Annotated in this window: 14 protein-coding genes and 1 pseudogene; 4 read left to right on the top strand and 11 right to left on the bottom strand. The window is 74.8% G+C overall.

What is annotated here, in order from left to right; genetic code table 11:
* From HGCM_RS19740 to HGCM_RS06440, 5 genes and pseudogenes are all read right to left on the bottom strand, one after another.
* Window positions 1–978 (bottom strand): annotated as a pseudogene (locus HGCM_RS19740) (glycosyl hydrolase); the annotation flags it as partial.
* A 396-nt stretch (window positions 979–1,374) separates the two neighbouring features.
* On the bottom strand, window positions 1,375–3,000 hold the full coding sequence (groL, locus tag HGCM_RS06455; protein ID WP_019136041.1) for a chaperonin GroEL: 1,626 nt from the start codon (window positions 2,998–3,000) through the stop codon (window positions 1,375–1,377).
* A gap of 313 nt (window positions 3,001–3,313) precedes the next feature.
* On the bottom strand, window positions 3,314–3,517 hold the full coding sequence (locus HGCM_RS06450; RefSeq protein ID WP_019136040.1) for a cold-shock protein: 204 nt from the start codon (window positions 3,515–3,517) through the stop codon (window positions 3,314–3,316).
* 145 nt (window positions 3,518–3,662) lie between these two features.
* Window positions 3,663–4,271: a LytR C-terminal domain-containing protein gene (locus HGCM_RS06445; protein ID WP_019136039.1), complete on the bottom strand. Its 609-nt coding sequence runs from the start codon at window positions 4,269–4,271 to the stop codon at window positions 3,663–3,665.
* Window positions 4,272–4,372: 101 nt separating this feature from the next.
* Window positions 4,373–4,675 carry a DUF3263 domain-containing protein gene (locus tag HGCM_RS06440; protein WP_019136038.1) on the bottom strand — a complete coding sequence of 101 codons (303 nt, stop codon included), beginning with the start codon at window positions 4,673–4,675 and terminating at the stop codon, window positions 4,373–4,375.
* An 82-nt stretch (window positions 4,676–4,757) separates the two neighbouring features.
* Between HGCM_RS06440 and HGCM_RS06435 the strand changes: the two genes are divergently transcribed.
* Both HGCM_RS06435 and HGCM_RS06430 read left to right on the top strand, forming a co-directional pair.
* A complete protein-coding gene (locus HGCM_RS06435) occupies window positions 4,758–5,435 on the top strand; it encodes a uracil-DNA glycosylase (RefSeq protein ID WP_019136037.1) in 678 nt (225 codons plus the stop codon).
* A 30-nt stretch (window positions 5,436–5,465) separates the two neighbouring features.
* Window positions 5,466–6,284 carry an SGNH/GDSL hydrolase family protein gene (locus tag HGCM_RS06430; protein WP_026075302.1) on the top strand — a complete coding sequence of 273 codons (819 nt, stop codon included), beginning with the start codon at window positions 5,466–5,468 and terminating at the stop codon, window positions 6,282–6,284.
* Between the two features lie 16 nt (window positions 6,285–6,300).
* Here the strand turns inward: HGCM_RS06430 and HGCM_RS06425 are convergent, their stop codons facing one another.
* From HGCM_RS06425 to HGCM_RS06400, 6 genes are all read right to left on the bottom strand, one after another.
* Complete coding sequence (locus HGCM_RS06425) at window positions 6,301–6,849, bottom strand: hypothetical protein (protein ID WP_019136035.1); 549 nt, start codon at window positions 6,847–6,849, stop codon at window positions 6,301–6,303.
* 39 nt (window positions 6,850–6,888) lie between these two features.
* Complete coding sequence (locus HGCM_RS06420) at window positions 6,889–7,473, bottom strand: RICIN domain-containing protein (protein WP_019136034.1); 585 nt, start codon at window positions 7,471–7,473, stop codon at window positions 6,889–6,891.
* Window positions 7,470–8,069, bottom strand: coding sequence for a hypothetical protein (locus HGCM_RS06415; protein WP_147572715.1), 600 nt, complete (start codon window positions 8,067–8,069; stop codon window positions 7,470–7,472). Before HGCM_RS06415 ends, HGCM_RS06420 begins: the two co-directional genes overlap by 4 nt.
* Window positions 8,070–8,101: 32 nt before the next feature.
* The gene (locus tag HGCM_RS17280) at window positions 8,102–8,659 is read right to left on the bottom strand and encodes a signal peptidase I (RefSeq protein ID WP_040398971.1); all 558 of its coding nucleotides are present in this window, start codon (window positions 8,657–8,659) and stop codon (window positions 8,102–8,104) included.
* Window positions 8,660–8,723: 64 nt separating this feature from the next.
* Entirely contained in the window at window positions 8,724–9,266 is a 543-nt protein-coding gene (locus tag HGCM_RS06405) for a hypothetical protein (RefSeq protein ID WP_019136031.1), read from the bottom strand.
* 247 nt (window positions 9,267–9,513) lie between these two features.
* On the bottom strand, window positions 9,514–10,683 hold the full coding sequence (locus HGCM_RS06400) for a sensor histidine kinase (RefSeq protein WP_019136030.1): 1,170 nt from the start codon (window positions 10,681–10,683) through the stop codon (window positions 9,514–9,516).
* 137 nt (window positions 10,684–10,820) lie between these two features.
* Here HGCM_RS06400 and HGCM_RS06395 point away from each other — a divergent pair, with 137 nt between their 5' ends.
* A complete protein-coding gene (locus HGCM_RS06395) occupies window positions 10,821–11,495 on the top strand; it encodes a response regulator (RefSeq protein ID WP_019136029.1) in 675 nt (224 codons plus the stop codon).
* Window positions 11,496–11,675: 180 nt separating this feature from the next.
* Complete coding sequence (phoA, locus tag HGCM_RS17275) at window positions 11,676–13,403, top strand: alkaline phosphatase (protein WP_246119436.1); 1,728 nt, start codon at window positions 11,676–11,678, stop codon at window positions 13,401–13,403.
* Window positions 13,404–13,611: the final 208 nt, after the last annotated feature.

Below are 13,611 nucleotides of genomic sequence, written 5' to 3'. Positions count from 1 at the left end.
CCCGCTGCCCTGCCGGTTCGTCGTGGTGAACGCGTACGTCGCCGTCATCCGCGAGCTCGCCTCGTCGAACGACCAGGAGACCTTCGTGCCCGTGACGTGGCGGTGCGCGTACGGCGCGTACGCGTCGAGGGCGGCGGCGCGCTGCGCGTTCGTCGAGCCGGGGCCGGTCGGCAGCACCGCGACGGAGAAGAACGTGCCGCCGTTGAGCGACGAGCTCACCGTGCCGCCCGAGACCGTCCAGGACGAGCCCGTCGGGGCGAACGCCGCGTAGTCGTGCCCGTTGACCGTGAACCCGATCGCGGCGTCGGCGTTGCGCCACACCGTGGGCACGCCGGTCGTCGTGAGGGTGGCGTTCCCGCCCGTCTTGGTCGCGTACACGAACGGCAGCCCGTGCCCGAACGTGGTGCGCAGGCTGCTCGAGCCGTTGCTCCACAGCTCGCTGACCGTCCAGTCGCTGTAGCCGTCGACCTTGCCGTCGGCCGTCAGGCCCGCGATGCCGATCCGCACGTCCTCCGAGTACGGGTAGTGGTACTCGCCGACACCGGTCGAGGTGCCGGAGATCGTCGCGCTGGTCGGGTAGCTCAGGCCCAGCCCGTTCGTGAACGCGCGCAGCGCGAGCGGGTGCGCCATGAGGTTCTCGGAGATGGCGTCGCAGTTGAACTTGCGCCACAGCAGCGACGTCCACCAGTCGTTGGTGGGGATCGCCCCGGCCGGGAAGCTGGACGTGACGTGCGCCCGCGGGTTGGTCACCGGCGTGCCGTTGCACTCGGTGGGCACCGCGCCGCCGGCGGGCGTGCCCTCGGCGTAGCTGCCGGAGCCGACGGCGACGGCGCCGGCGCTCTGCGCCAGCACGACGGGCGTGGCGGCGGCGATCACCGCGGCGACGACGGCCGTCGCGACGAGGGCGGTGCGGCCGCGGGCGGCCGGGCGGCGGTGCGGGGGTCGTGCGGCTCGTACCCGGAGCGGTGCGGTGCGCATGCGCGTCTCCTCTGCGGTCCAGCGGGGGTGGCCGACGGGGGTCGGCCTCCGGGCCCGGGCGCGCGGCGGCTCGTCGCTGAACCGGCGCGGACGGGTGCGGACGTGCCGCCCGCTCCGTCACGGGCCGCGCGTCCTGGCACTGGCGAGTCGGGTCCGAGGGCCCTCGTCGTCGAGGACCTCGGCTAGTGACTCGTGTCACCTGCCTGCGCACAGGCTGGCGCCGCCCGGACGAACTGTCAAGAGCCGGGCACTGCGGAGGAACCGCCGGGACCGGACGGACCACCCGTCCGTGTGAGCCGCCGGCCCGGCCGGGCACGCCGACGGGCCGGCCACCCGGAGGTGACCGGCCCGTCGTGGGTCGTGCAGCGCGAGCCCGAGGGGCTCAGACGCGTCGGCTCAGAAGCCGCCGCCGAAGTCCTCGCCGCCACCGGCGGGGGCCGCGGGGGCCTTCTCCGGCTTGTCGGCGACGACGGCCTCGGTGGTGAGGAACAGCGCGGCGATCGACGCGGCGTTCTGCAGCGCCGAGCGCGTGACCTTCACCGGGTCGTTGACGCCCGCGGCGAGCAGGTCCTCGTAGTCGTTCGTCGCGGCGTTGAGGCCGTGGCCGGTCGGCAGGTTGCGGACCTTCTCGGCCACGACGCCGCCCTCGAGACCGGCGTTGACCGCGATCTGCTTGAGCGGGGCCTCGATGGCGAGCTTCACGATCTGCGCACCGGTCGCCTCGTCGCCCTCGAGCTTGAGGCCCTCGAACGCCGTCTTGCCGGCCTGGATGAGCGCCACGCCACCACCGGCGACGATGCCCTCCTCGACGGCCGCCTTCGCGTTGCGCACGGCGTCCTCGATGCGGTGCTTGCGCTCCTTGAGCTCGACCTCGGTGGCCGCGCCCGCCTTGATGACGGCCACGCCGCCGGCGAGCTTGGCGAGGCGCTCCTGGAGCTTCTCGCGGTCGTAGTCCGAGTCCGAGTTCTCGATCTCGGCGCGGATCTGGCTCACGCGACCGGCGATCTGCGCGGCGTCGCCGGCACCCTCGACGATCGTGGTCTCGTCCTTGGTGACGACGACCTTGCGGGCCGTGCCCAGCACCTCGAGGCCGACCGTGTCCAGCTTGAGGCCGACGGTCTCGGAGACGACCTGGCCGCCCGTGAGGACCGCCATGTCCTGCAGCATCGCCTTGCGGCGGTCGCCGAAGCCCGGGGCCTTGACGGCGACGGACTTGAACAGGCCGCGGATCTTGTTCACGACGAGGGTCGCGAGGGCCTCACCCTCGACGTCCTCCGCCACGATGAACAGCGGCTTGCCGGCCTGGATGACCTTCTCGAGCAGCGGGAGCAGGTCCTTGACGTTCGAGATCTTGCCCTCGACGAGCAGGACGTACGCGTCCTCGAGGACCGCCTCCTGGCGCTCCGGGTCGGTGACGAAGTACGCCGACAGGAAGCCCTTGTCGAAGCGCATGCCCTCCGTGAGCTCGAGCTCGAGGCCCAGCGCGTTGGACTCCTCGACGGTGATGACACCCTCCTTGCCCACCTTGTCGAGGGCCTCGGCGATGAGCTCGCCGATCGCGGTGTCACCGGCGGAGATGGCGGCCGTGGCGGCGATCTCCTCCTTGGTCTCGACCTCCTTGGCCTGCGACAGCAGCTGCGTCGTCACGGCCTCGACGGCCTTCTCGATGCCCTTCTTGAGGGCGATCGGGTTGGCGCCGGCGGCGACGTTGCGCAGGCCCTCGCGCACGAGCGCCTGGGCGAGCACGGTCGCGGTGGTGGTGCCGTCACCCGCGACGTCGTCGGTCTTCTTCGCGACCTCCTTGACGAGCTCCGCACCGATCTTCTCGTACGGGTCCTCGAGGTCGATCTCCTTGGCGATGGAGACGCCGTCGTTGGTGATCGTGGGGGCGCCCCACTTCTTGTCCAGGACGACGTTGCGGCCCTTGGGGCCGAGGGTGACCTTCACCGTGTCGGCGAGGGTGTTGAGCCCGCGCTCGATGCCGCGGCGGGCCTCCTCGTTGAAGGCAATGATCTTGGCCATGTGGCGGTGATCCTTCACTCGGTTCGTGGGGTCGGCCGCTGGTGCCCGCGACGGACGGGCCGGGCTCCGCGGTCAGGTCCCGCGAGCGCCCGTCCCTCACCGTGCGGCCGGATGGTGCTGTCACTCTCCACCGGGGAGTGCTAAGTCAATGGTTAGCACTCGACCCCTGAGAGTGCAAGGCGCGTTCGCCCTGGGCACGCACGACGACGCGGGGCGTCCCGCCCCGTCGAGGGGTGGGCCGCCCCGCGTCGTGGGGTCGGTGCTGCGGCGGAGGCGCTGCTGCGGCGGCTGGGCGCCGGGCGGCGCCGCCCGGTCAGGCGGGGCGGACCTGCTCGGCCTGCGGGCCCTTCGTGCCCTGGCCCACCTCGAAGTCGACCTGCTGACCCTCCTCGAGGGTGCGGTAGCCGTCGACCTGGATGGCGCTGAAGTGCACGAACAGGTCCTGGCCGCCGCCGGCGGGGGTGATGAACCCGTACCCCTTCTCGGCGTTGAACCACTTGACGGTGCCCTGGGCCATGCGGAACTCCTCGAACGTCACGGTGACCGCGGCGCTCCGGTGACGTCACGGTGCGCCGAAGCCTAGTGGTGCAGGTCACCCGCGCGACAGGCTTTCCGGCGGCCGGTCCACGCGTCGGACGCCGGCCGCGGCGAGGGGGCCGCCGTCAGGCGTCGGGGTCGGTCGTGAGGACGACCGTCACGCCGCCGCCGGCGTCCGCCTGCGAGAGCTCGACGGCGTCGATGCCGAGCGTGTCGGCGACGAGCCGGGCCGTCGCCTCGAGGTCCTCGCTGTCGTAGTAGACGACCGACGAGGCCGGCGGGGTGCCCGTGAAGGTCTGCGCCTCGACCGAGGTGAAGCCGACGCCCTGCAGCTTCTCCGACATGCGGGCGGCGAGCCCGTTGACCCCGGCCGCGTTGAGGACGACCACGGGCGTGCCGAGCTCGGGCTCCGCGGTGGGCTGCTCCTCCGTGTCGCCCGGCGAGGGCTCCTCCTGCCCCTCGGCGCCCTCCGTCGGCGAGGCCGAGCCGCCCTGCGTCGGGGCGGACGCGCTGGGGTTGCTCCCCGGCTGGTCGGAGGCGCCGTCGCCGCCGCGGGTGCCGGACAGGTACGTCACGGCGGCGAACGCGAGGGCCGGCGCGAGGATCAGGACGGCCAGGAACGGCCACCAGCGGCTCCACGCCGAGCGCGGCGCCCGGTGCACGCCGCGGGGCGCGTCCGGGTCCGCCGGCGCGTCGAACTCGTCGTCGGCGTAGGGGTAGTCGCGCTGGGCCACGGCGGACAGGCTAGCCGTTCCACCCGTGCGGAACTGTCACACCCGTCCAGGAGCCCGGGGTGTCGTCCGCCACGGCTCCGAGGCGAACCGGGACGAAGCGCTCAGGCCTCGGCGCCCAGGCGGCGGGCGGTGCGGGCGCGCTGACGGGAGGACCGCATCCGGCGCAGCCGCTTGACGAGCATCGGGTCGTGCGCCAGCGCGGCCGGGTCGTCGATCAGCGCGTTGAGCACCTGGTAGTACCGGGTGGCGGTCATGTCGAACAGCTCGCGGATCGCCTGCTCCTTCGCGCCCGCGTACTTCCACCACTGGCGCTCGAACTCCAGCACCTTCTCGTCGCGCTCGGACAGCCCGCTCGCCCCGCGGTCGTCCGCGTCGGGGGCCGTGAGGGTCAGCGCTGCGTCCATGGGCGCCATCGTAGGACCCGAATGACACGCGTGTCATTCGGCGCCCCGCACCTCACCCGGGCAGCGGCACTAGCCTGCCCGCGTGACCCCGACGCCGCTCGCCGACCTCGTCGCGCCCGACTGGGCCGCAGCCCTCGCGCCCGTGGAGCCGCGGATCCGGGCGGCGGGCCAGTTCCTGCGCGACGAGGTCGCGGCCGGGCGCGGGTACCTGCCCGCGGGCGACGCCGTGCTGCGCGCGTTCCGCCGGCCGCTCGCCGACGTGCGCGTGCTCGTCGTCGGGCAGGACCCGTACCCGACGCCCGGCCACGCCATGGGGCTGTCGTTCTCCGTGCAGCCGGACGTGCGCCCGCTGCCGCGCTCGCTCGACAACGTGTTCCGCGAGCTCGTCGAGGACCTCGGCGTGCCGCGGCCCACGAGCGGTGACCTGTCCCCGTGGGCCGACCGCGGCGTCATGCTGCTCAACCGGGTCCTCACCGTGCGACCCGGCGCGCCGGCCTCGCACCGGGGCAAGGGGTGGGAGGCGGTGACGGACCGGGCGATCGAGGCGCTCGTCGAGCGCGGCGGCCCGCTGGTGGCCGTGCTCTGGGGGCGCGACGCGCAGCAGCTGCGCCCCGCCCTCGGCCCGGTGCCCGTCGTCGCGTCCGTCCATCCCAGCCCGTTGTCCGCGTCGCGGGGGTTCTTCGGCTCCCGCCCGTTCTCCGCCGTCAACCGGCTGCTCGAGGCGCAGGGGGCGCCCGGGATCGACTGGTCGCTGCCCTGACGTCCTCGGGACGGGCCCGACGGGGACAGAATGGTTGCCGTGAGCACCTCGACCCTGGTCCCCGACGCCCCGCGCTGGACCCGCTACGTCGCGATCGGCGACTCCTTCTCCGAGGGCCTGTGGGACGCGCCCGACGGTCGGGAGGCGCCGCTGCGGGGCTGGGCCGACGTGCTCGCCTCGCGCCTGTCCGCACGGCGCGTCGAGGCCGGGCTGGCCCCGCTGGAGTACGCCAACCTCGCGATCCGCGGGCGCAAGCTGCACGCGATCGTCGTGGACCAGGTGCCGGCCGCGCTCGCGCTCGAGCCCGACCTGGTCAGCCTCGTCGGCGGCGGCAACGACATCCTGCGGCCCGCGGCCGACGTCGACCGCCTCGCCCGCGAGCTGGAGCGTGCCGTGGTGCGGGTGCGCGAGAGCGGGGCCGACGTGCTGCTCGGCACGGGCTTCGACGCGGTGGGCCCGCTGGTGAGCGCCACCCGCTCGCGCGTCGCGGTGTTCAACGCGCACCTGTGGTCGATCGCCCGCCGCCACGACGCGTTCGTCGTCGACCTGTGGGGCATGCGGTCGCTGCGGGACTGGCGGATGTGGGCGGAGGACCGCATCCACCTGACGACCGACGGCCACGCGCGCGTCGCACAGGGCGCGCTCGTCGGGCTCGGGCTCGCCCCCGACCGGGCCGACTGGGACGACCCGCTCGCGCCGCAGCCCCCGACCCCGCGGCTGGCGCAGGCCCGCGCGAACGCCGTCTGGCTGCGCGAGCACGCGTACCCGTGGGCCACCCGGCGGCTGCGCGGCCGCTCGTCCGGCGACGGGCTGCGGCCCAAGCGGCCGGTGCCGGCGCCCGTCGAGTGAGCGGCGCCGGCGCGCGTCAGGAGCAGGCGGTCGCGCCGGTGCGGTAGTCGCTGAACGCGACGTACAGGTTTGGCGTCGTCCCGAGGTTGCCGGCCAGCCGCCCGGTCAGGCGCGGCAGGAGCGCGCACGACGACGTGACGGTCGCGCCGTTGTTGACGGTCCGGACGGCGGCGCTCGTCCACGACCACCACGACGGGGCCCCCGTGCTCGGCAGCGTGAGGTCGAACGCGACGTACTGGTTGTTGGCGATGCCCGGCGCCGAGAAGTCGGCGAGCGCGTTGCCCTCGCCCCGGCCCGCGGAGCCCCAGAACGACACCGAGGTCCACGTGACCGTGCACGGCTTGCTCGCGTCGAGCGTCCCGTTGGCGTGGCGGACGGTGCAGGTGCTCGCCCCGGGCGCGGCCCACGTGCCCGCCGTCGCGGTCGCGCGCACGCGCACGTCGTCGGTCCAGGCGGCGCTCGTCGGGGCGACCCCGGCGGGCAGCGCGACGACGGCGGCGAGGAACAGCGCGACGAGCCCGACGGCACGGGCGAGCCCGAGGCGGTCGGGGCGGCGCAGCAGCATGGAAGGGCCCTCCAGGGCGGTGGTCGTGCGAGGGGTGGGTCAGGCGTAGGAGACGGTGACGAGCTCAGGCACCCAGAGCTGCGTGGTGTCGGCGGTGGAGCACGTCTTGAGCGTCACCGCGGCGCCCTGCGTCGCCGAGGCCGCGTCGATGCACGTGCCGGCGGCGTTCGACTGTAGGCGGTACCCGCCGGCGGCGTCCGCCAGCGTCTGCCACGAGCCCGCGGCCCCGTTCGTGCAGGTCCCGGTGAGCACCGTGGCGCCGCTGCGCAGCAGGCACAGCGCCGTCACGTCGCCCGGCGCGTTGCGGCCGACCGTGTACACCTGGATCCGCTGGTTGCCGGTCGGGAGGTTCCAGACCTGCGCGGGCGTCGAGTTGCAGGCGTACAGCTGCAGGCTGAGGTTGCTGCCGTAGTCCCGGTTGGGGATGTCCAGGCACAGGGACGTGCCGGCGAGGCGCAGCTGCCCGGTGAACGGACGCCACATCCCGGCCTTCGCGCTCGCGGTGACGCGCGCCTGGTCCGTCCAGGCGGCGGTCGTGCCCTGCACGGCGCCGAGCGCCGCGGCGCCGGCCACCACGAGCGCGAGCAGCACGCCGAGGCGGCGGGGGGTCAGCCGGCGCCTCACGCCGCCTCCTCCTCGTCCTCGCGCCGCCGGCGCCCGACGAGCACCAGCAGGGCGCCCAGCGCCGTCAGCGCTGCGGCCAGGCCGGCGAGCGGCCCCGCCGTCGAGCCCGTGAACGCGAGCCCCGGGCCACCGGGCCCGGTGGCGGTGCCGTCGTCGCCGTCGGCGCCGTCGTCCGGGCCGTCGCCCTCCGGGTCGTCGCCGCCCGTGAACGCGAGGTCGTCGTTCTCGACGAGCGAGAGGCGGCCGTCGAGCGCCGCCGTGGCGCCGGGCGCCAGGGTGCCCGCGGTCGCGGAGACGACGAGGTCGTACGTGCCCGCGGCCAGGGGCGTGCCGCGGCGCGCCGCGAGGAGGTCGACGCACGTGCGCCCCCGGCACAGCTCGGCCGTCCAGGTGACACCGTCTCCGCCGGACGCCACGACGCGCGCCTCGCTCACGCGGGCGTCCCGGGCGATCGTCGTCGTCCGCGTCTGCGTCCGCTGCTCCCCCGGCAGCATCCCCTCGAACGAGAACGACACCGGCACGCGCTGCGGCAGCGCGTCGGCGCCGCTGGCGCCCGCGAGCAGGCCGGCGCCGGCGAGCACGACCGCGAGGGTCATGCTCGCCGCTCCGGCGGCACGCAGGCGACGGGTCACGGGGTGGGGACGCTCTCTCGGGTCGGGGTCGGGTCGGGCTGGGTCTCGTCGGGCTCCCGGCGCCGCGGGGGGTCGGACGGCATGAGCGCGAGCCCCACGAGGGCGAGCAGCGTCACGCCGAGCGGGACGACGACGGACGGCCGCGACAGCGCCGCGACGACGTTCCCGCCGCCCGACAGCTGCAGCACGGGGTGCCAGACGTGGTCGCCGACCTCGTAGACGCCGCCGTCCTCCACGTCGTTGGCGTCGCCCTTGAGGCGGATGCCCCACGTGCCCTCGCCCGTCCGCTCGACGGCGACGACCCGGTGGGTCACGAGGTTCTCGTTGATCGGGCTCTGCAGGGACACGACGTCCCCGACCTCGACCTGCTCGGTCGGGACGCGGACGTCCACGAGCAGGTCGCCGGTCATGATGCCCGGCTCCATCGAGCCGGACACGACCACCAGCGGCTGGAGCAGGCCGGCCTTGCCGGCGCCCCACACGAGCAGGCTGGCGACGCCGAGCGCGGCCAGCAGCCACAGCACGGCGTTGCCCACGGCACTCAGGACGCGCATCGTCGTTCCCCACGACCGACGGGTGCCGCGGCCGCTCGGGAGCGGCCGCGGCGACTCGTCAGGGTCAGAGGCTCGTGCCGGTGAAGGTGAGCTGCAGGTCCTGGGCCTTGCCCTGGTTCGTCACGGCCCAGTTCGCGGGGGTCGTGACGGTCACGGTGACCGTGGCCTCCGCGCCCGCGGCGAAGGTGCCGGCCGGGACGCCGGTGACGGCCACCGTGGGGGTCGCGGTGAAGTTCGTCGTGCCGGACACCCACGTGTTGGCCTGCGTCACGGTCATCCCGACGCTGCCGGAGTTCTTGATCTTCAGGGTCAGCGTGCGGCTGTCGCCCGCGACGAGGTTGGCGAGCGAGGACGCCGGGACGACGATGGTGCCGCTCGCGTCGTCGGCGTCGACGTACGTCGCCGGCGTCGCGAAGTTCTGGCCCTGGAGCTCGAAGGTCGCACCGGTGGCGGAGGCCTGGAACCAGGCCTGGTCGGTCCAGGCGGCCGACGTGGCGGCGGCGCCGATGCCGAGCAGCGCGGCGCCGGCGAGCGAGAACTTGATGATCGCGGCGCGCTTGCGCTTCTTGCGCTCGGTGGTCTCGGGGGCAGGGGTGGTCGTGGTCATGACGTCTCCAAGGGCGATGAGATGAGCCCTCGGGCCAAGCAGCCGACGGACTCGTTGGGGGGGCTCCGTGCTCGGGAGCCGCAACGTGACGGTTCCAGTTATCGGCCCGTCGATGGGCCGTGGACCGGGCCCTAGCACCCACCCCATGAGAATTGCCCGGTTCTTTCACCCGCGGACAAAACGCCCTGATCCGGACTCACCTGGACGCATGTCCAGTCGTGACTGTGGTCTCCCCCGACGTGACGTCTCAGATCTCGGAACCCGCATGATCCAGCGGAAGACGCGCCCGGAGCACGGCCCCGCGCTCGGCCCCCGGCTCGAGCGTGACGGTACCGCCCACGAGCTGCAGCCGACCCCGCAGCCGCTGCGTGCCGGACTCGCGCCCGGCGTGCTCCGGGTCGTAGAGCTGGCCGTCGTTCTCGACCGAGACGAGCAGCTCGCCGTCCGCCACGTCGAGGTCCACCACGATCCGCGTCGCCGGGCCGTTCTTCAGCGCGTTCGTCACGCCCTCCTCGACGACGCGCACGGCCAGCAGGCGGTCCGCCTGCGTGATGCGGCCCTCGGCCGGGTCGTCGAGCTCGCGCACCGCGTCGGAGGCCTGGAGCCGGGTCGCCACGGACGGCGGGATCCGGCCGACCACGCTGCGCACCGCCGGCACGAGCCCGAGCTCGAGCCGGTCGGGGTAGAGCGCCCGGCTCAGCTCCCGCACGTCGACGTCGCGCGCCTGCCGGATCTCGTCGCGCGCGAACGCGACGTCCGCCGCGTCCTTGAGGTCGAGCCTGCCGCGCGCGAGCACGTCGCCCAGCCGCGCCTCGACGACGACGAACCGCCCCTGGAACGTGCCGTGCAAGCCCTCGGCCACCTCGCCCCGGACCCGGATCTCCTCCTGCTCCAGCGCCCGCACGGCGAGCTCGACCTGCATCGCGTCGCGCTCGGCGGCGCGCACCCGCACGCGGGCCAGGCGGCGCGCGATCAGCCCCCAGGCGCCGATGGACGCGGCGATCGCGGCGGCCGCGAAGCCGGAGCCGAGCTCGGCCTCCGTCGTCGCGGCGTCGGGGTCGTCGTACACGCCGAGGACGAGCTGCGCCCCGACGCGGGCGGTGGCGGCCACGGTGGCGGCGACGACCACGACCAGCGAGAGCTGCAGCACCCCGCGCGCGAGGTGCACCCGCGCGAACCAGAGCGCGCCGACCAGCGCCAGGACGGCGACGAGGTTGGCGCCGAGCCGCGCCCAGATCGAGACGTGCTCCCACTGCGGGACGAGCGAGGCGTAGATGTACGACGACTGCATCGCGGCGCCGAGACCGTAGCCCGTGGCGACGATGCCGGTCGCCCGCACGGCGGAGACCCGGTCGCCGCGCAGGTCGTCCGGGCGGTCCCCCGGCAGGGGGCCCTGGAGGGCGGAGGTCGGCGGCACGCCCCCATCCTCCCGGACGCAGCGCCTGGCGCCGGTCACGGTCCCCGCGGCGCGCCGGTCGCCGGGCGGGTGTGACGCGCGTCGGCCCGGCGCGTGTCCCCGTGCCGCGCCCGCGGCGGCGCTCCATACTGGGGGCGATGTCCACCACCACGCCCCCCGGCCCGACCCGGGTCGCCGTCGTCGAGGACCAGCCGCTCTACCGCACGATGCTCGAGCGCACGCTCTCCGGCTCCCCCGAGCTGCGGGTGGTCGGCGCGTACGGCGGTGCGCGCGACGCGCAGCGCGACCTCGTCCCCGGGGTCGCCGACGTGGTCGTCCTCGACATCGACCTGCCGGACGGCAACGGCATCGCCCTGGGCGTCACGCTGCGGCGCCGGCAGCCGGGCCTGGGCATCATCCTGCTGTCCTCGCACGACGCGATGGACCTGCTGCTCGACCTGCCGCCCGACGTCGCGGCCGGCTGGAGCTACCTGTCGAAGAACTCCGGGACGAGCGAGGAGCTGCTCATCCGGACGGTGCAGGCCGCCGCCGCCGGCGAGACCGTGCTCGACCCCGCGCTCCTCGACCGGATGCGGCCGCGGGCCGGCTCGGACGTCGCCCGGCTCACGGACCGCCAGTACGAGGTCCTGCGCCTGCTCTCGACCGGCCTGTCGAACTCGGGCATCGGCGAGCGCCTCGGCATCGCGGAGAAGTCGGTCCAGAACCACGTCAACGCGATGTACGCGACGCTCGGCATCGACGCCGACCCGCAGCGCAACCCGCGCGTCTCGGCGGCGCTGCGCCTGCTGGAGGGCACCGGCCGGGGCGCCTGACCCGCGGACGCCCGCCGCGCACCGACCGTGCGCCGGCGCTCCGGGCCGGCCCCGGCCTGCCCGGTTCCTCCTGTTCCGCGCCGACTCACCTGCGCCTCACCGCGTGGCCACCGGGCCGTCACCCGGAGGCAGTCGACTGCTCCGGGCGGCGGACGGCCGTCCGGGAGCGAGAGGACCACGATGGCTACTCGATCAGGACTGCGGCGGCCGCTCGCCGTCGGCGTCGTCGCGACGGCGATGGTGCTCGGCGGGGCGGCGGGGCTCGCGGCGGCGAACGGCGGCCTCGCGTCGCACGGCGGCGCCCAGCGGATCCACGGCGACCAGACCTCCACCGTGCGGGCGCAGGTCAAGGGCGGCGCCGCCCGCAACGTGATCCTGCTGATCGGCGACGGGATGGGCGACTCGGAGATCACGGTCGCGCGGAACTACGCCGAGGGGGCCGCCGGGCGGTTCGCCGGCCTGGACGCGCTGCCGCTGACGGGCCAGTACACGACGTACGCGCTGGACAAGGCCGACGGCCTGCCGGACTACGTGACGGACTCGGCGGCGTCCGGCTCGGGCTGGGCCACCGGCACCAAGACGTACAACGGCGCGGTCTCGGTCGACCTCGACGGGGCGCCGCAGCGGACGCTGCTCGAGCTCGCCCGGGCGAACGGCCTGCGCACCGGCAACGTCTCGACCGCGGAGCTGCAGGACGCGACGCCCGCGGTGCAGGTCGCGCACGTGCCGGACCGCGGCTGCTACGCACCCTCGTCGACGCTCGCGAAGTGCCCGGCCTCGGCGCTGCAGAACGGCGGCCTCGGCTCGATCACCGAGCAGCTGCTCGACGCCCGCGCCGACGTGACGCTCGGCGGCGGTGCGACCTCGTTCGCCGAGCAGGCGGCGGCCGGCCAGTGGAAGGGCCGGACGCTGCTGCAGCAGGCGAAGGACCGCGGCTACCAGGTCGTCACCGACGAGGCCGGCCTGGACGGCGTGCGCTCGGCGGACCAGCGCCGCCCCGTGCTGGGCCTGTTCGCGCCCGGCAACATGGCCACCCGCTGGGTCGGCCCGCTCGCGACGCACACCGGGGGCGGCGAGCCCGCGGTGCGCTGCACCGACAACCCCGCGTACACGGCCTCGTCCGCGCCGACGCTGGCGGAGATGACCGACAAGGCGATCGACCTGCTCGACCGCCGCGCCGGCAAGGGCTTCTTCCTGCAGGTCGAGGGCGCCAGCATCGACAAGCAGGACCACGCGGCCAACCCCTGCGGGCAGATCGGCGAGACCGTCGACCTCGACGAGGCGGTGCAGGTCGCGCTCGACTTCGCGAAGAAGGACGGGCACACGCTCGTCGTCGTGACGGCGGACCACGCCCACTCGTCGCAGATCGTGTACCCGGGCACCACCACGCCCGGCCTGACGCGCACGCTGCTCACGGCGGACGGCAAGCCCATGACGATCGCCTACGGCACCGCCGAGACGGGCGCCTCGCAGGGCCACACCGGCTCGCAGGTGCGCGTGGCGGCGTACGGCCCGCGGGGCGCGAACGTCGTCGGCCTCACCGACCAGACCGACCTGTTCTTCACGATCCGGGACGCGCTGCGCCTCGACCCCCGCAAGCCCACCCCCGGCGCGCCGGAGATCGAGGACGTCTCCGTCCGGCCCGGCGCGGTGCTGTCGGGCAGGGTCACGGTGCGTGTCACGCTCGCCGACGAGCCGCGGTACACGTACGTCGAGCTCAACCAGGGCGGCGTGTGGAAGACCGACAACACGAAGGCGGCGGGCTCGACGAACGCCGGCACGCGGCCGACGCTCGTGCTCGACACCCGGCAGTTCCCCAACGGCGCCTACACGCTGCAGATCGATGCGGTCGGCATCGACGGGCGGACGACCGAGAAGACGGTCGACGTCACGATCCGCAACCGCTGACGCACCGGCAGCGGGCGGTCGCCGGACGGCGGCCGCCCGCTGCTGCGTCCCCGGCCGGGGATGTGGGCGGGTCCGGCGAGAATGGCGAGGTGCTCGTCGTCGTCCACCCCGGCCGCACGCCGCAGGACGCCGCGGTGCTGCGCGAGGTCGCCGACGACGGCACGCCCGGGCAGGCCTGGACCGCCCCGGCGGGCGGGCTGGCGGCGGC

Source organism: Cellulomonas massiliensis JC225, assembly GCF_000312005.1.
Taxonomy (GTDB): Bacteria; Actinomycetota; Actinomycetes; order Actinomycetales; family Cellulomonadaceae; genus Cellulomonas; species Cellulomonas massiliensis.
Note: the sequence above shows the minus strand (reverse complement) of the source record. Positions and strands in the feature narration are given on the sequence as shown.